Source organism: Photobacterium phosphoreum, assembly GCF_002954725.1.
GTDB classification, from domain to species: domain Bacteria; phylum Pseudomonadota; class Gammaproteobacteria; order Enterobacterales; family Vibrionaceae; genus Photobacterium; species Photobacterium phosphoreum.
Map to the genome: position 1 here is coordinate 1,280,225 of NZ_MSCQ01000001.1, position 18,185 is coordinate 1,298,409.

Annotated in this window: 15 protein-coding genes; 4 read left to right on the forward strand and 11 right to left on the reverse strand. The window is 39.1% G+C overall.

The window, feature by feature from the left end; all coding sequences use genetic code 11:
- Nucleotides 1-171 precede the first annotated feature (171 nt).
- The 5 genes from BTO21_RS05695 to BTO21_RS05715 form a co-directional block, all read right to left on the reverse strand.
- Nucleotides 172-1,440: a DEAD/DEAH box helicase gene (locus BTO21_RS05695; RefSeq protein ID WP_045029180.1), complete on the reverse strand. Its 1,269-nt coding sequence runs from the start codon at nt 1,438-1,440 to the stop codon at nt 172-174.
- A gap of 139 nt (nt 1,441-1,579) precedes the next feature.
- Entirely contained in the window at nt 1,580-2,491 is a 912-nt protein-coding gene (nagK, locus tag BTO21_RS05700; protein WP_045029179.1) for an N-acetylglucosamine kinase, read from the reverse strand.
- Nucleotides 2,492-2,645: 154 nt separating this feature from the next.
- Entirely contained in the window at nt 2,646-3,383 is a 738-nt protein-coding gene (locus BTO21_RS05705; protein ID WP_045029178.1) for a tRNA-uridine aminocarboxypropyltransferase, read from the reverse strand.
- Between the two features lie 98 nt (nt 3,384-3,481).
- On the reverse strand, nt 3,482-4,507 hold the full coding sequence (locus BTO21_RS05710) for a sensor domain-containing diguanylate cyclase (RefSeq protein ID WP_045029177.1): 1,026 nt from the start codon (nt 4,505-4,507) through the stop codon (nt 3,482-3,484).
- Entirely contained in the window at nt 4,504-5,490 is a 987-nt protein-coding gene (locus BTO21_RS05715; protein WP_105026820.1) for a response regulator, read from the reverse strand. Before BTO21_RS05715 ends, BTO21_RS05710 begins: the two co-directional genes overlap by 4 nt.
- Before the next feature lie 293 nt (nt 5,491-5,783).
- Between BTO21_RS05715 and BTO21_RS05720 the strand changes: the two genes are divergently transcribed.
- The 4 genes from BTO21_RS05720 (at nt 5,784) to BTO21_RS05735 (ending at nt 10,202) form a co-directional block, all read left to right on the forward strand.
- Nucleotides 5,784-6,140 (forward strand): glutaredoxin family protein, encoded by a 357-nt coding sequence (locus tag BTO21_RS05720; RefSeq protein WP_045029176.1) that lies wholly within the window; start codon nt 5,784-5,786, stop codon nt 6,138-6,140.
- A 169-nt stretch (nt 6,141-6,309) separates the two neighbouring features.
- Complete coding sequence (locus tag BTO21_RS05725) at nt 6,310-6,999, forward strand: DUF3334 family protein (protein ID WP_045029175.1); 690 nt, start codon at nt 6,310-6,312, stop codon at nt 6,997-6,999.
- 202 nt (nt 7,000-7,201) lie between these two features.
- Nucleotides 7,202-8,224, forward strand: a complete 1,023-nt coding sequence (locus BTO21_RS05730; protein ID WP_045029174.1) for an acyltransferase — start codon at nt 7,202-7,204, stop codon at nt 8,222-8,224.
- Nucleotides 8,225-8,498: 274 nt separating this feature from the next.
- Nucleotides 8,499-10,202, forward strand: coding sequence for a chitinase (locus BTO21_RS05735; protein ID WP_045029173.1), 1,704 nt, complete (start codon nt 8,499-8,501; stop codon nt 10,200-10,202).
- Nucleotides 10,203-10,314: 112 nt separating this feature from the next.
- On the opposite strand, the gene BTO21_RS05740 is transcribed toward BTO21_RS05735, so the two are convergent.
- The 6 genes from BTO21_RS05740 to BTO21_RS05765 all read right to left on the reverse strand — a co-directional run bounded on the left by BTO21_RS05740 (nt 10,315) and on the right by BTO21_RS05765 (nt 18,121).
- The gene (locus BTO21_RS05740; RefSeq protein WP_045029172.1) at nt 10,315-11,856 is read right to left on the reverse strand and encodes a GTPase family protein; all 1,542 of its coding nucleotides are present in this window, start codon (nt 11,854-11,856) and stop codon (nt 10,315-10,317) included.
- On the reverse strand, nt 11,853-13,025 hold the full coding sequence (locus tag BTO21_RS05745) for a YcjF family protein (RefSeq protein ID WP_045029171.1): 1,173 nt from the start codon (nt 13,023-13,025) through the stop codon (nt 11,853-11,855). Before BTO21_RS05745 ends, BTO21_RS05740 begins: the two co-directional genes overlap by 4 nt.
- Before the next feature lie 160 nt (nt 13,026-13,185).
- On the reverse strand, nt 13,186-13,887 hold the full coding sequence (locus BTO21_RS05750; RefSeq protein WP_045029170.1) for a potassium channel family protein: 702 nt from the start codon (nt 13,885-13,887) through the stop codon (nt 13,186-13,188).
- A gap of 13 nt (nt 13,888-13,900) precedes the next feature.
- Nucleotides 13,901-14,899, reverse strand: coding sequence for a lipocalin-like domain-containing protein (locus BTO21_RS05755; RefSeq protein WP_328282471.1), 999 nt, complete (start codon nt 14,897-14,899; stop codon nt 13,901-13,903).
- Between the two features lie 110 nt (nt 14,900-15,009).
- Nucleotides 15,010-17,469, reverse strand: coding sequence for an ABC transporter permease (locus BTO21_RS05760; RefSeq protein ID WP_045029169.1), 2,460 nt, complete (start codon nt 17,467-17,469; stop codon nt 15,010-15,012).
- A complete protein-coding gene (locus tag BTO21_RS05765) occupies nt 17,450-18,121 on the reverse strand; it encodes an ABC transporter ATP-binding protein (protein WP_045029168.1) in 672 nt (223 codons plus the stop codon). Before BTO21_RS05765 ends, BTO21_RS05760 begins: the two co-directional genes overlap by 20 nt.
- Nucleotides 18,122-18,185 lie beyond the last annotated feature (64 nt).

Here is an 18,185-nt window from a genome sequence, read left to right on the forward strand (position 1 = left end):
AAATTGACACACAAGAGCGACAAACTAGCAGACAACATTAAGTTAAACAACTCATTTAAATCAAAGAACTATCATTATAATAAAACAAACTTATAACTAGTTTCATATGCATAAAAAAACGCCACTATATAAGCGGCGTCTATGGTATTTTGATGTTGCTATAATTTTTATTTATCGTCTACGCTGGGCATTTTTACCCCGATTTTGGTGAATCTTACTCTTTGATTTTGCACGGCGTTTTTCTGCAGATGCACCACGATGAACAGATACGGTTTCAATTAAGCTTGGATCCGGTTCATAGCCTTCAAGCCATTGCTGTGGTAAACGTGTATTTAATAGCTCTTCAATGGCTTTTAATGCCCATTCTTCGTCAAGGCTCATTAATGTAATCGCATGACCTATATTTCCAGCTCGTCCTGTACGGCCAATTCGATGGACATAATCTTCAGCATTAAATGGCAAGTCAAAGTTAACAACATACTCTAGCTGTTGGATATCTAAACCACGAGCAGCGACATCCGTTGCGACTAATACCCGCACTTTACCCGCTTTAAAATCATCCAGTGCACGTTGACGAGCACCTTGACTTTTATCGCCATTAATAGAGACAGCTTTAATACCATCTAAACCTAAACTTTTCGCAAGTTCATCTGAGCCTTGTTTAGTTTTAGTGAACACTAGCACTTGTTGCCAATTACGCGAGCCAATTAAATACGCCAATAATTCTGATTTTCTTTTTTTATCTACGGGATAAACCATTTGTTGGACAGTATCTGCCGCAATGTTTTCAGGGGTAACTTCGACCATTTTAGGATCGGTTAAAATACTAAAGGCTAACTTTTTAACTTGTTTTGAAAATGTAGCAGAGAAAAATAAGGTTTGGCGCTTTGCAGGCATACGTTTCATGATACGGTTAATATCAATAATAAAACCCATATCCAACATACGATCGGCTTCATCAAGCACAAACGTTTCTACATTTGCCAATGAAACATTACCCACAAAAACATGATCAAGTAAGCGTCCAGGTGTCGCAATTAAAATATCAACACCAGCTCTTAATGCTTTAATTTGAACATTCATGCTCGTGCCGCCATAAGCAACAGCAACTTTCAAATCACTGTATTTACCATACGCAATAAAACTATCAAACACTTGCTGTGCCAATTCTCGCGTAGGCGTGATCACTAAAGCACGAATTTTCGCACCTTGTTGAGGAGCACCCTGTTCAACTAATGGCGGCAATGTCATTAACCGTTGTAAAATAGGGAGCGCAAATGCTGCTGTTTTTCCGGTGCCTGTTTGTGCCCCGGCCATCACATCATCCCCGACTAATGCTAATGGGATCGCTTGCACTTGAACATCTGTTGGTTGTTCATAACCTAACTCTGTAACAACTTGCAATAATTTAGGGTGAAGGCCGAGCGTTTCAAACGACATAGTGTATTCCTAGCAATAAATACGCTTATACCAATAGAGAGGCATAAGAAAACAAGCGCGGATTCTAACACAACAAAAAAAGCACTTCGCTATGAAGTGCTTTTCGTTACGAAATAAATATTTTCGCCTTATACCATAATTACTGTTTGATATTTAAGAATGCAGCCCCTCGAACACCACCAGCATCACCATGTTTAGCTTTCACAATTTTAGGCGCTTGTGCGACAGACAGTAAATATTTAGGCAAACGCTTTGGTAATTCATCATAAATTAATTCAAAGTTTGATAAGCCACCACCTAATACTACAACATGAGGATCAACACCGGTAAACAGGTTAGCAAAGCACATCGCTAACACTTCCATAAAACGATCAACGTGCTGTTGTGCTTTTTCATCACCTGCCGCATTACGTTCAATAATCTCAATTGCTTTTAGTTTCTCACCATAATAGTGCGCATAAATTTGCTCAAAACCACGACCTGATAAATAATTATCAATACAGCCTTTTTGACCACAACCACAATCAAATAATGGAGCTTGCTCACCCATGTATAGCCATGCATCTAACGGTAAACGTGCATGGCCAAACTCACCACCCACATGGTTCAAACCTGAGAAAACTTTACCGTTAAATACCATACCGCCACCGAAACCAGTACCGAGAATTAATCCAAGTACTGACGGGGCATCTTTATGCTCATCATCCCACGCTTCAGACAGCGCAAAACAATTCGCATCATTATCAAGGCTAACACTACGACCCAGTTTTACTTCCAAATCTTTACGTAAGGTACGGCCTTTTGCTGATGGTATATTTGATGTTAATACTGTCCCATCACGCGCATCTTCAATACCTGGAATACCAAGCCCTACCGCACCTTCACAACCAAATTTCACGTCAGCCGCTGTAATAATAGAGACAATAGTATCAATCAGTTTATCGTAATCATCACTCGGTGTCGGAACACGTTCTGTTGCTACGCGTTCTAGTTTTTCATTAAATGCACCAAATTCAATTTTAGTTCCGCCTACATCAAAGCCGTAGTACATCCTATTCTCCTACAAATAATGTTTTAACCACACCGTGAGTTTATAACTCATTAAATATACTGAAAATTATCCACATTTAGACTGAAAATGACTGTGATCTACGACGAGTTCAGCAGTTATTGTTTAGCTTGACTTTAATATTATTCAATCGATATCACATCTTTGATAGGCATGTTTCATCAATCGACATGAATTTTTCCAATATAGATAACGATGAGTGTTCTGGTAATTGGCGGTTCATTTTCCCCGCAATATAGTTTTCACGAAAAACATCAAACCATAAATCTAACAACTCAGCATTATGGTGTTCACCAAATAAATCAATAATACGTGCGGCCACTTCAGCTGTTCCTAACTGATTTTCTTTTGATGCTTCACGCATTTTATAACGTGAGGGTTTCTCTGGATTAATGGATAATAATGGGAAACGATCAAGATATGGACTCTTACGGAACATTTTTTTCGCTTCTGCCCAACTACCATCTAGCATAATAAATAATGGTCGTTTTCCATCTTCAAGCGTAACCGTCGTGACTTCTCGTTCTGGCGCATATTCGGCGGGAAAAACAATATAAGGTTGCCATTGAGGATCATCTAATAATGCTAACATTTCAGCATTAGGCTCAGTGCGAGACCAAATATAGGCAAATGTATCTTCAAATACATCGGCAATTAAACGCCCCGTATTACTTGGCTTTAAAATCTCATCATCAAACATGACCAGCAAAAAAGCCGCATTTGATGTCGCTAATGGGCGATGTTCACAAATACACAAATGCGTACGCAACATGCACTGACGGCAGCGTTGGACTTTAGAGCCACGAGCAAGAAAAGGACGAGTGGAACGAGCAAGACGTTCTTCATAAAGTGTATGTATAGCATGGATGCGCATAGCGACTAACCTAAACAGGAAAAACGCCTGCATTTTACAGAAACCGTACTAAACATACAGTCATAATCTATATTACAGGATTAGCCGCATAGTATTGGTTATTTTATCGCCGTATTTTGAACTGGTTGCGCTAAAATAAACTCACCTTTACTATTAATATAACAATCATCATTATTAATAATCGTTGTGGTATTACGCCCCTGTTTCTTTGATTCGTATAACGCTAAATCAGATTTTTCTAACCATGATTTATAATCCGTTATCTTAGGGTTCCATTCACAAACACCTAAACTAATGGTGACTTTAGCAACGCCCCGCTGGTCATCAAATACGGTTTCTTGTTCAATCCGATTACGTAATCTTTCGGTGAAATATCCAGCAAGTTCAGCAGATGTACCGGGTAAAATAATACCAAACTCCTCACCACCATAACGCCCAGCAATATCCGTTTGGCGTTTAGTTCGGCGTAATACATCAGCAATCACTTTAATTACCCCATCCCCTGCCACATGACCATAGGTATCATTAACACGTTTAAAATGGTCAATATCAAACATCACTAACGTTGCGGGTATTTGGGTTTGCTGGCAAGACTCAAATGCATCAGCTAAACAATTTTCCCAATGACCTCGATTGTATAGCTGGGTTAAACGATCGGTAATGCTTAAATGTGTTAACTGCTTATTAGATTCATGAAGATGATTTTTATTCTTGGCGATATCAGTCACATCAGTAATCGTTAAACAAATATGCGTACATTCACCCGATAATGAGCGTAATGGTGTTAATGTCATATTTTGGTACATCGTGTCTGAACTGTCCGAGATTGGACAAAAATTCAAAAACCGAAACACCCATGGTCGATCTTCCCATGCTGAAAATGAACGCATTCGCAACTTAAACGTCGATTGTATTTTATTCTGTAACCATGTTTTGGGTAAATCAGGCACTATATCAAATAATGATTTACCTATAATTTGAACACTAGAAATACCACTATAAGCCTGCATAAAAGTATTCCATGCACAGACATTATAGTTATGATCTAATATCACAACACCCGCATCAAAATTATCTAACACTTGTACCGTTAAGTGAAAATCAGCTAAAGATATTTCGTTCAATGTAATGATTCCGTCACTTTATTATTAATCACGTTTAGAGAATGACTGTCCATAATAAATAAGACTTCACACTCAACATCTAACATTTCAGCTTTATAAGTATATTCAATGGTAAAAAAAGTCTGTGCGTCACAATAAGTATGATGCAAATTCATATACTCTTCTAACACGATAGGCTGACGAACAGAAAAAGGAATCGCTATTTGCTCTGATAATGCCACCAAAAAAGATGAGACCATTAAGTTCGCAATATCAATCACGACTTCATTTTTATATTCATCGGTTTGACTAAACCCTAGTTTATCACCAAATAAATGAATATCTTTACCATGTAATTCAACCAATGCTTCGCCATGAATACCACCACCAACAAAACGCTGTGTGATCGCGATTAATTCGCTACCATTGCCATTACGAATATCTGCAATCGCCATGGATAAGTCACTGCTTTTCATGAACGCTACATTAGGGAGTGGCATCTTGATAAAATCACCGAGATGATCAGAAATAATTGCAGCACCACGACCTAACGCAATATTGGCTAATTCACGCATACTTTCAATAGGATCATGAACTAAATGCGTATCTGATGTGATAAATGTATCACTATCAAATACTAGCCCTAAATGTTGAGACAGTTTAGTGAGTTCATCATTATCAAAAGGTTTAGATAAAAAATAATCAGCCCCTAATGCTAAACATCTTTCCATCGCTGTTAGTTGAACATCAGCAGATAACACAATAATCGTGGTATTAAAGTCACGTACAGGTAAAGATTTTAATACACTAAAACCATCCATTACTGGCATAGTTAAATCTAAAAACATAATATCAATATCAACATTTTTTAGACAGCTCAGTCCCTCTTTTCCATTTTCAGCATAGAAAAAAGTAGCATTACTGCATAGTTGTAATAACCGAGTAATTGATTTATGTACCAATACTGAATCATCACAAATGAGAATATTTATATTTTTAATCACTAAAATAATCACTTACCCACAAAAACTTGATTTAGTATAAAGCAAAGCAACATTGCGCATCGAATTAAATTATGCATTCAGTGACATACATCTAAATATTGACCTTACTTCCAAATAACCATCGTCAAAATCGAACCATTACAACCTAAAGTCTACAAATTACTGTCACTTTGCCAACACTTAAATAGCGCCAATTAGGATAACTAAACATAAAATCTTACAAAATAGTTACCCATGGACATTTTTATAATAGAATCACTGCATAATTTTATAGCAGTCAGTGGATAACAAACATGAAAGCTCTTCGTTGGATTGTCGGTCGTATCATCCTTATACTTAATGCAATTTTTTCACCACAAGGTATGCAACGCTCAGAGGCTGAGCAACAAGCCGTTGATGCTGCAGTGGCTAATATGCAGCTCTATCAATTTGAAACCTGCCCTTTTTGTGTCAAAGTACGTCGCCATGCTAAACGTTTAAATATCCCACTTGCAACGCGTGATGCTAAAGTTGCCCCTTGGGATAAAGAACTATTAGAACAAGGTGGAAAACGTAAAGTTCCTTGTTTACGTATTGAAGAAAATGACCAAATTATCTGGATGTATGAATCCAATGATATTATTGCGTATTTAGATAAACGTTTTGCTTAACGTTACCGATAAGTACCACAATAACTTCAAATAAGTATTCAAGTCTTGGTGTTATAAGCCGATATGCATTTATTACACTTTTATAGCTGTAGTAAAGCTGCATAATTATCGGCTTTTAACTGCTTAATTTTTAACTTACTGGTTATAAATAAGTTTTACAGGACTGTCTATGAGAAAAAATCACACCATTACTACTGACGATATTTTAATTAAATTATGTCATTCTTTGGCCGATGTATTATCCCGCGCGACAGAAAGTCAGATTAACTATTCGCCAATGGTACAAAAAATCAATAAAACCAGTTTAAAACCAGATATTGGCTGTTTTGTTTTATTTGATGGTGGCTTCACAGGTTTAGTTGTGACTAATTTCTCTGCATCCGCCGCGATGGAACTGTATCAAAATTATATGCTACGAATGGGGTTCACTGATTCCGAGCTTGCCATTCATCATACCGCTGATGATGTAGCCAATATTTTAGGGGAATTAATGAACCAGGTCGTTGGTGACTTTACAGGAAAAATTGGTAGAGAATTAAAGATATCAATTACTCAAAACCAACCTAAAATGTTAGCGCTACATAAACAAATTATTTTATCCGTTGATACTAATCTTGATCGCCCTCAAGTACGGCGTGTTAGTTTTACAACAGCAAATAATAATATTTTCTATCTTGAACTTGCGATGGATAAAACAGAGTTTATTCAGATCGAAGAATTTGAACTAGATGAACAAGATTCTGACTCTATTTTTGAAACAGCCTACGCTGCTCAACAACAAAATCAACAAGCCTCAGCGACTAAAAACATTAAAGATAATAACGAAAACCAACATTTACTTGATCAACTTGGGTTATAAAAATCCACAACAATTTCAATAAGTAGGTAACTTTAATAATAATATTGTTATCTACTTACTTTTCCTGCGATGTAAATACGACTTATTGTTGATAATAACTTTAAATATGTGATCAAAAACGTTATTAAGTTTCATAATGGAATTTACAAAATACTCAAATCCGTATAATTTCGACACCACTTTCAGCTTGTAGGTTTTAGTAATGTCTCAACATCGTGTTGCCAGTTTTGAATTTGGTCGAATTATCGCAACCATCGCCATTATCGCTTTGCATAGCCAAATTTTCATGCAAACACCGTTATTTAATGGACAACCATTACTCGGAATGGGACTTAACCAAGTTAGTCGCTTCGCTGTACCGTTATTTTTTATTATGGCGGGTTATTTTATTCAACCTCGCTTAACAACAGAACGTTTCCCTTACCTATGGCGCTATGCTCGCCCATTACTTATCATGTGGGTATCATGGAGCGTAATTTATCTTATTCTACCGTTTAACTTTCATATTGTAGCCACAGAAGGTTATTTTGCTGAGCGTACTTTTTATTGGCAAAAACTGCTTACAACACCATTAAATACTCTATTTGAAGGTGGATTAGTCCATCTTTGGTATATACCAGGCTTACTCAGTGGTTTAACGGTTATTACACTCTTACTGCGCTTTAAGTTAGCACGTTTCATTATTCCAGTTGCAACGGCACTCTTTATTTTTGGTTTAATGGCGGGTAGTTATGCCCAAATGACTGATTTAAGCTCACCAATCTTCACTCGTAACGGTCCATTCTTTAGTACCTTTATGATTATGCTTGGGTTTGAGATTCGTCGTCGCGATATTAGCGTTAGCTTAAAATACAGCATCATTTTGATGGTCATTGGTTTTGGCTTATTCATCGGTGAAGCGAATTACCTATCCCTGCAAGAAAATGGCTCTTTTTTCCATGATTTCCTGTTTGGAACACCACTGTGGGCATTAGGTATTTTCTTTATTTTATTAGCAAAACCGAATCTAGGTGACCATAAAATCACCCACTCATTGAGTAAAGATGTATTAGGTATTTACTTATGCCACCTTATTATTGTGATTTATTACCTAAATATCGTCAGAATTTTGGACATTAATCCAACTATTTCCAGTATTTTTGCTGTACCTGTCGTATTTATCGTATCAACAATGATTGTTCGCGGACTACGTAAAACGCCACTGGCGAGATTTCTAGTACGGTAACTTTTTGATCTAATATAATAAAAATTTAAAGTCCTTATGATCGTCTGATCATAAGGATTTTTTATCTTCATCATTCACTCCCCCCACTGACTCTCAGCTAATAACATTATCAAAAGAGACTCTAAAACATCATTTTCAGTGCAAATAATGTTTAATTCCAAAATAAAATTCGAAACGACAACACGATTTTGAAATCAGCTCATTGCGCATAGTAACTACATACCGATAACATTATTAACAACTCTAGTGCTTTATATTGATAAGGGAATAATCAATGACCAAACTGCATCCGCTATCTTTCATTATTGGCTGTACACTCGCAGCAAATAGTTATGCCATGACCCCTCAGCCAGATCCTGACACTGTCGGTGGTTATGTCATTGAGCGTTCTGAAATTGACGCTGCTGAAAATTCAAAAACGCTCGATCCTATGTACGATGTATGGGCTAAAGCATTAGCCACAGCCTCCAATGCTACAGTAGAAGCGATTGCTCCAGGACTAAGCACTAACCCTGATAATGTAAAACGGGTTGAGCGAGTTTTCCCTGAAACTGAGTGGAATTACCTTACTCAAATGGCGGCACCTGAATATACTTATACCCGCTTTTTACGTGCAATCGGCAAATTCCCTGCATTCTGTGGCGAATATACAGATGGGCGTGATGCCGATGCCATTTGTAAAAAATCGATTGTCACCGCTTTTGCACATTTCTCCCAAGAAACTGGCGGCCATATTAGTATTGAAAACGTCTCTGATAACCCATTAGGGCTTGAAGAGTGGCAACAAGCATTAGTCCATGTTCGAGAAATGGGCTGGTCTGAAGGTCAACCGGGTTACACCACAGGCTGTGGTCAAGATGATTGGCAAAATAAGCGTTGGCCTTGTGCTGAAGGACAAGGTTACTTTGGTCGTGGCGCAAAACAACTCTCCTACCACTTTAACTATGGTGCCTTTTCTGAGGTGATGTTTGATGGTGATGCAACGGTATTACTGAATAACCCGGGACTGGTTGCCGATTCTTGGCTTAATCTTGCATCAGCTATTTGGTTCTTCTTAACCCCTCAAGCACCTAAGCCTGCCATGTTACATGTTATAGATCGCACATGGGTTCCTTCTCAACGTGAAAAAGATGCAGGGATTGGCTATGGCTTTGGTACCACGATTAACGTAATCAATGGTGGTATTGAATGTGGCGAACAAAACAAAGATAAAGGCCAACCCGTTAACCGTATTCGTTATTGGGAAGGTTTAGTTGAAAACTACCAAATTCCTGTAAAGAGTGATGAAACCAACACCTGCTGGCAACAAACACCTTATGGTAGTTTGAATCTAAATGGTGCAACGGATGTGCTCTATACTAACTGGGATGCAAATTGGAAATACTATCCTGATCGTCCAGGTGGTGTCTCATTTGAATGTGAGTTAGTCGGTTTCCAAACCGCTTATTCAGCTCTAGTCGCAGGTGATTATGAAAAATGTGTCACTAATTTCTATGGCTCACATGCTAACTGGCCAGCAGTGCGTGTGGTTGATAAATTAGACCCAGATACGGGTGGCGGCACAACAGATCCAACAGACCCACCGATTGATGGTGTTGCGAGTTGGGATGAAAATAAAGTCTATACTGGCGGTGAACAAGTCGCTTACAAAGGTGCTATTTATGAAGCGCAATGGTGGACACAAAGCAACCAGCCTGATTTAGGTGGTCCGTGGAAACTCATTAAAGCGGCAACAGATGATACTGTTACGCCACCAGTAACACCACCGACTGATGAAACGGTCACACTACCGGTAACGCCACCGCCAACAGACGAAAAACCCTCACCTGATTTATCTACCGATGCCGCGGCGTGGGAAAGTAATGCGGTTTATGGTGGTAATGATAAAGTCAGCTACCAAGGTAAAATATACCAAGCTAAATGGTGGAGCCAAGGTAATACCCCAACAGCGGGCGATCCATGGGCTTTGTTACCTTAAAAAAATCATCTAAGTCATTCACCGACTTTTGACACCCATAAAAATGGCTTTGATGTGGTTATTACACCCAATCAAGGCCATTTTTTATGATTAATAATAACGACTACTGCAACTATTTTGTTGCAGCATCAAACACCAGTTTGCCTAAACGATATAACCGTTTTGCTTGTTCACTATAATCAATCGTTTCACCTTGGGCGCGACGACGATTTAACTGGGTATTAATGCCATCTTGATAAACCTGTTGTAACTGTGATTGTAAGCTATCGAGATTATAGGGAATACGATCACTACTAACAGAAAATGGCAGAATGTACTCAGCCTGCATCACCTCGCGGTTATAGTTAACTGCATCACCAATAATACGTCCTTTGTCTGTCTGCGGTGACTCCAGATCATACGGCGGTAGCCATTCATCAACGGGTTTAAGTTTATCGACTTGGTTAACCAGCATGATCACTTTCGGAGCTTTTCGATGTTGATTCGCAGGTTGTTTATAAAATGCATCTAATGCTGCTTTCAACATAACATCTAATTGACGTGACGATTGGTTGGCTTTTAATACCCAAATAACCACATCACTTTCGGTCATTTGTTTTAGCAATTTTTTCTCAGTATCAACTGAGCCATCAATACCCGGTAAATCAATCAGGTTGATTAAATCTAGCCCTTCAACTTCGCATTTATAGGTTGTGGCTTTATCTGTTGATGGTAATGCACTCACTTCTGCAGCAATTTCACCCAATAACCCATTAATAACGGATGATTTACCCGCACTCACTTGACCAACAACCGCCACACGCAAAGGCTCAACCGCAATAGCTGTTGCTTGCTGATCGTGATCTTGAAGTTTACTAGGTAAAACCGCTGCATCATCAAGCTTAAAGCGACCGCTGTATAAATCAATCGCAACCGATGCGACCTCTTGCAATAACGTGGCTTTTAATTTGCTTTGAACTTCAGCACTAACATCATCAAATAACTTACCAACCACTAATCCACGTACTTCCGCTAACCATCCTGTTGGTGTGGCTATGCGGAATAAACGATAAACATCATAAGCACTTTTTGCATAGCCCATTTTATCTTTAATCGCATAACCTTGCTTCAAGCTCGTTAAGGTGATCTTCTCAGAAAAAGGGACATGTTGTTGTAAAAAATGACGATAACGACGACTAACTTCTTCAACCATCATTAAAAATTCAGGGGCTGTAAAAGCTAATTTTTGTGAACTCGATTGTTGGTGATACTGCGCAGCAACATCTGCAACCAAGACATAAGCATGAGCTTGTAAACTTTCCCATGCCGAATCTTCGGCTAGCTGTTTATCAATCACCAACGTCATTTGTTGCCACACTTGCTGATCGTGCTCACTCCATTGTGGGTTAGCGGCTACATGTAATGGTGCAATGTCATCTATAACAGCATCAGCAACAACACGTTTACGACGCAACCACCAATAAGGTAAGAAGGCCACTAAACAACCACCAGCAATAATGGCGAAAAATAACAGCCATTGCCCTTGTTGAATGAGATCAACCACACCAAAGCCTGCTAATACAATCACAGGTAAACAAATAGACAACATCAATAACGGTAAAAAACCATCAGAAAGTTGATTGATTAACTGGTAACTTTTACTCACCCGTTTCATTCGTTATCCTTTTTAGGTGCCGATTTACCTAATTGTTGTCGATCAGCAACCTGTTTTACGGTCGTAAATGCTTGTTGATAAGCCAGCTTAATTTGATCTTTGGAAATCGACTCACCTTTACTGCGATGATATAAATACATACAAGCAGCACGACCAATCGCATAAGTAGATGAAAAACTCATTGCAGCGGCGGTCGCACTTCCTACGGTTTGTCCATAAGCAGGAATAAATTTAACTAACTGGTTAAGCCCTAATTTAGATAAGTATTGCAGCAAAAAACCCGATCCCAACATGCCAACGAATTCTGCGTAATCTTTTTTATTCCAACTGACACCATATTGATTAGCAAGACTATGAAGCATCTTGCCTTGAATAGCAGGTACACTGAATAACCCCACAGCAGGGATTGCATCACTGGCTCCCGCAGCACCGGCATACCATAGAACCTCTTGGCGCAATTGGTAAAAATTTTGTTCTTCGCGGTTAGTATGGGCTTGTTGATTGGATAACAAACTCAACATCGGAAGCGCATCAGTTAATGCATGATGTAATCCATCAATACCTATAAATTGCTCATCATCAGGGATTAAATCCACCACAATCGGTTGATACATAGTGGCGGTCTCTGATTGCCACTGTGCGGGTTTTATTCCCCACACCTCCATCACTCGCTGATGATTATAGTCAATCGCACGTTGGCGTTCTTGAGGATCAACGATACTGTTAACCGCAGTATGGATAACCAATAAATGTTTGATCACCCCACTGCGTTTAATTTGCTTAAGTGCCGTCAATAAACCCGATTGTTCTGGCTCTTCTGCTTTCATAACCACCATTAAGGCATGGCTTTTACCACTACACATCGCAATATCTTCGGCAGGATCGTAATCCGCCTCACCCAACCCACGAGTATCAAGAAAACACACTAACGGATTTTCAGCAGGATAAAGATAATGGTGGGCAGTACGAGTGCAAGGTTGAAAACCATTACCGATCTCCACCAAACTATCACCGGTTAGTGTTTGAATTATTGTTGATTTTCCCGCACCTGTTTTACCTAATAACCATAACGTCGGAATGTGCTTTTGCCATTCATCAAACGCAGATTCTAAATCAGGATTCACGGTGGGATTTATATATTGGTAAACTTTCTTAAAGAAGCGATTCATATCACCTTCACACAGCAGATAGTAAAACAGTTATATACCGAGCTTGATATATAACCATTTAATCAGTATTAGCAACATAGCACTAAATGAAAAAAAGAGAATAACCTTAATGACTATTCTCTTCTTTTATAAACCAATGATTGTAGTTTATGACCGTTAATTAGTCGTCTGAGTGATCAATAAAATACTGCTCACGACTTGAACTCACTAAACTCGACACCACAATTGCCATATAAAACACCCCGACAATCGCTTCAAGATAGGCAAATACTTTAGCAATCGGTGTGATAGGTAAAATATCACCGTAACCCAAGGTGGTTAAAGTCACAAAACTAAAATATGCAGCATCGGCAAAGTTCTCATGCCACGATCCCTTACTGATACCATGGAATGAACCCGGTAAGAAATGAATAAGAATTAAATAGCCAATCGCCCACATTAAACCAAGCAATAAAAACAACGCCATTGATCCAATGATCTTGTTGCTATTAATCGAACCGGTAAATAATATTTGGCGCATGATTGAACGAAATGTGCCAAAGAAGAAAATAAACATCAAGAACAACATGATGATTTCTATTTCCTCAATGCCTAAGACAGCGCGAGTAACCACCGCCACCAACCATGCCACCACTAATGATGATAAAAAACGAAACCAATTTTTATCAAAACGTAGGCTCAGAAGACAGATACCAAAAGTAATCAGTGTAAAAACTTCAAGCATATATTGTAAAAAACCTGACGTAATCACTTTCTCTAACGACGCACTGATCAATAAAAAAACCAGCGCTAACGTTAAATAGAAAAAGTTATTTTGCGTATTAATTCGTTGGCTCTTTTCATTCAGCTTTTTACTCAACATTAATCAGTATTCCTTATTGTTCTTCATATCCGGTTAGTTCCATAAACCCTTTGCCTTTTTGTGACCCCGTCACCTTTATTGGTCCTTCCCAATATGGAAACATAAAATGTAACCATTGATCTCGTCGTACAACATTCGTCTGAAGTCTTAATCCTTGTGATGGCACCTCAATTAACCAACTTAATGGAAATGAAATGCCACTTACCTCAAGAAAATGCAAAGGTTTCATGCGGATTTGATTATTATCTAATTCAACCACTTTTCCATCTGGCCATGAACGCGAACCAATGAAGTAAGGTCTTTGACCCTTCTCTCGTAGCTGCGACACCATCAATGCACTGCCATCTTCAAGATGTATCGAGAACCAATCCCATCCCTGTTGTTTAGCGCTGAGCATACTACTGCTCCACTCGCGATCAAACCAACCGCGTCCGTTCACTTTATATTGCTTACCGTCGAGTTCAATAACACCATCAAGGTCTAAAAATGGTGCACTATAATAGTAAGAGGCAATACCCAGTAACGGATGTTTTTGGCTGTATCCCTTGTCACCTTGTAAAACGATCGCACCTCTTTGCTTGATATTTAATCGAGCTAACATGTCATCATCAGAAAATTCAAGCTGTCCCGGAAAAGGATTACTTGTCGGCGCACGCCATGACCAATTATCTAGCCAAGCTCGAAAAGGTTTAAGGCTTACCCCTGCTTGCCCTATTCCACCACGGGCAAACCTTTCTGTTGCCCATATTTTCTCTTTTGTTGTTATCACCGCATGTGCCATATACATTTGTGGCGTTTTCCAACCTGTTAAATCATCATCACTGGTTGCCATACGGAATAGCGTCCATTGCACAGCGATCTCTTTCCCTGTTTCTGTTTTAAGGTTGGCAGTGAGGTACCACCATTCAGCAAGATATTCAGGATGCTCACCATAATCTCGAGGAAAAACGATTGGCTCTCCTTTAACGACAGGCTCAAATACAAAATCTTGAGATTGCGTTAATGTTTTCACTGAATTACTTCGAGTCGGCTTATTATCGCACCCACTTAATATCATCGCTATTGTTAGTATTATTGGTAAACAAAGCAAATGCCAACGACATTTCAGAGTTGAACTTCTCATTAAAATGACTCTCGCAAAGATAAAATCGCCGAACGATGAACCAAACGCCATACTGGCCATGCTCCTGCTACTAATAATACCAATAAAGCAGTGCCTAACGTCATAAAGTAATTATATGGGAAATACTGCACTTGCATTGTCCAACCAAAGGAATACTTCAATACAACATCAATCAATAGTTGTGCTAAAAGTAATCCTAACGGTAAAGCCATTAATGCTGTCACTAAGCCAATAACAAGCAATTGCCCGCCACCGAGTAACGATAATTCTATCCCCGTCATTCCCATACAGCGTAATAATGAAAACTGCCGTTGTCGTGAAATTTCACCCGCAATCGTCGCAAAGAACAAACCACAAATAGCAATAAATAGCGTTAAATTACCTAACGTCGATGTCACCACAAAAGTGCGATCAAACACGGTCATCGCTTGTTTCATTAACGCAGCATTATTCCGTACCCGCTCTGGCTGTAATCTAAAACGCTCGCCTAATTTAGCTAATAATGCCTCGGAACTTGTACCATTTTTCAAATGAATAGCGAGTCCAACTTGCCCAGAATGAGGCCAAAAACGTTGCCATTTTTGCTGTGATATTAAAACTTGTCCGTAAGGGTTACCATAATCATAATAAATACCAACAACACGCCAGCCTTTATTCATAGGTGCAGGAAGATTAATCATATCCCCCGGTTGCCAATGATGTTTCAATGCCATAGATTCACTGACCATCACAGCACGCTCATGATGTAGTTGTTGCCAATAATTATTTATACCTTCTTTCACCGAAAGTGCTTTTTGCTCTCCGGTAGTTTGACCAATACTCATTACTTGGATCGTACCATTATTTGAACGCGTTTCTTTTTGCCAACTCCACCACACTTGCTCAACATCAGGTTGTTCTTGAAGCCACTTTGAAATACGTGGTGCCATATTCATTGATGGACGAATATAAATATCAGCAGCTAAACGTTGTTCAAGCCAATTTTCAGTCGTATTACGAAAACTACCAACCATTGTTTCCATGCCAATGTTAGAAGCCAACGCCAGCATAAATGCCATTGCTGCTATACCGCGATAACTTAAACTTGCAGCAGCATCAAAGAAGAACCAACGCATACGGGCTCGACGACTCATTCGCCCTAAGAAGTTAAACAATAACCATAATAAATAGGGCATCATTAAACCTGACGCAATCAAAATAAAAGCGATTAAAGCAAAACCCGCGAGCTGCCCATGAGGTAACTTATAAACAACAAAAGCCCCAGCCATAAAAATACAAGAAAGTAATGCTTGCCATGCAAACTCTCGTCCACTAAAACGCACTAATGCTAAATGGGTCGCTAACCTTGCTGGTGGTGATTTTAATAATCGAACCAATGGCCACGTGCACGCAAACGCACAGCCAAAGACGGCAATGGCTAAACTTGCAGCGCCCCACTGCCAATTCCAATGCACTTGTAGACTAACATTTGCGCTATATAAATCATTTAATGATGCTGCAACGGACGGCAATAATTGTTGTGCTAACAGTAAACCAATAATATTTCCGCCAACAAGGCCAAGTAAGACCCATAAACACAGCTCACCAATTAATGCGCCTGCGAGTTGAGTGCCATTAACACCCAATTGACGTAACATGCCCACTAAAGGTTGTCGTTGTGCTAGAGATAACGACATCGCTTGATAAAAAATAAATAACCCAACAACAAACGCAAGCATCCCCATCGCAAATAAGTTTAAGTGAAATGCATTGGTTAACGGCTCTAATTTAGCGCTTTGTTGCCGTTCAAGTGTTAACCCTGGTGGTAAAATATGGGTTAGTTTCAACAACTGCTTACTGCTCATTTCACCACAGACAACAGCACTAAAACCAGAACTAGGCTGTAACTCACGCAACAAAGCAATATCCGCTACCATGCGAGAATCATTCATTCGACTATCATTGATCACTTCTAAAGGACCAATTTTACGTCCAGAATCAAGTGTGAGCATATCGCCAGTTTTGATACCAATATAATTAGCTAAATACTCCCCTAACATAATCGGATATGGCGGCTGCATTAATTTTAATAATTTAACTTTACCTTCATCAACGACACTGTTTTTTATCGCTCCAAGCATAGCGACAGGATCGATACCAAGCAGTTGAAAATCGCGTTGATTGTCAGTAACGATACGATGCTCAATCAATGGCGTACAGGTTTTTAACCCAGCACGACGCATTTGAATGTAAAAACCTTGAGGTACATTCATGCCAATTTGAGCATGACGAATACGGTACGGGAAGGGATTAGAAAAAAGTTGTTCACCTTTACGGTAACTTTCTTTGGCTTGTTGGTTAACACCCATTACACCTACTAATAATGCGATGCCTAATGTTAAGCCAAGCCAGACTAAAACAATTTGTAATGGATGACGGCGATAATGCCCCCAAAGCGCATTAGCTACGGGGCGTAACATGAAGCTGACCTCCCTGCAAACGAATACATCCTTGCATATGTGATGCGACCTTATCACTGTGTGTAACAACTAATAACGTACAATGCAGTTGTTTAGTTAATGAAATCAGCAACCGAATAACAGCATCAGCATTACGTTCATCTAAGCTGCCGGTGGGCTCATCTGCAAGTAACAACGTCGGTTCCATATAAATAGCACGAGCAATAGCAGCTCGTTGCTGTTGTCCTCCTGAAATTTCCTCAGGATAACGTAATAGTAATGGCATCAAATCCAGTGCGGAAATTAACTTTAGCCACAATTGATCATCATCAGGTAAGCCTTTTAACTGACGACAAAAGCGAATATTATCCGCCACGGTTAACGTCGGTAGTAAGTTATATTGTTGAAAAACAAGACCTATATTTTTACGACGATACGCTGTACGTTCACGCTCTGATATCGCATGTATGGCGGTATTCCCCAGCCATATTTCACCCGACTCAGGCTTATCAAGCCCAGCAATTAAATTTAATAACGTACTTTTCCCTGAACCACTTTCCCCCATAAGTGCTAATTGATCGCCAGGATTTAAAGATAAATCAGCGCCCTGAAGCACAGAATGAAATTCAGTGCCATCTAGATAACCTTTACAGAGTTCAGATAGTCGTAACATGCCCAATCACCAACGTTTACTTGCATTACAAATTAACTATTTTTTATATTAATATCCAACAGCT

Excerpts from the sequence above, each read along its gene's own strand:
- BTO21_RS05745 (WP_045029171.1), bottom strand. The coding sequence starts at position 13,025 with ATGAATCGCTTCTTTAAGAAAGTTTACCAATATATAAATCCCACCGTG.
- BTO21_RS05740 (WP_045029172.1), bottom strand. The coding sequence starts at position 11,856 with ATGAAACGGGTGAGTAAAAGTTACCAGTTAATCAATCAACTTTCTGAT.
- BTO21_RS05725 (WP_045029175.1), top strand. The coding sequence starts at position 6,310 with ATGAGAAAAAATCACACCATTACTACTGACGATATTTTAATTAAATTA.
- BTO21_RS05730 (WP_045029174.1), top strand. The coding sequence starts at position 7,202 with ATGTCTCAACATCGTGTTGCCAGTTTTGAATTTGGTCGAATTATCGCA.
- BTO21_RS05765 (WP_045029168.1), bottom strand. The coding sequence starts at position 18,121 with ATGTTACGACTATCTGAACTCTGTAAAGGTTATCTAGATGGCACTGAA.
- BTO21_RS05735 (WP_045029173.1), top strand. The coding sequence starts at position 8,499 with ATGACCAAACTGCATCCGCTATCTTTCATTATTGGCTGTACACTCGCA.
- BTO21_RS05705 (WP_045029178.1), bottom strand. The coding sequence starts at position 3,383 with ATGCGCATCCATGCTATACATACACTTTATGAAGAACGTCTTGCTCGT.
- BTO21_RS05750 (WP_045029170.1), bottom strand. The coding sequence starts at position 13,887 with ATGTTGAGTAAAAAGCTGAATGAAAAGAGCCAACGAATTAATACGCAA.
- BTO21_RS05760 (WP_045029169.1), bottom strand. The coding sequence starts at position 17,469 with ATGTTACGCCCCGTAGCTAATGCGCTTTGGGGGCATTATCGCCGTCAT.
- BTO21_RS05695 (WP_045029180.1), bottom strand. The coding sequence starts at position 1,440 with ATGTCGTTTGAAACGCTCGGCCTTCACCCTAAATTATTGCAAGTTGTT.
- nagK (WP_045029179.1), bottom strand. The coding sequence starts at position 2,491 with ATGTACTACGGCTTTGATGTAGGCGGAACTAAAATTGAATTTGGTGCA.
- BTO21_RS05720 (WP_045029176.1), top strand. The coding sequence starts at position 5,784 with ATGAAAGCTCTTCGTTGGATTGTCGGTCGTATCATCCTTATACTTAAT.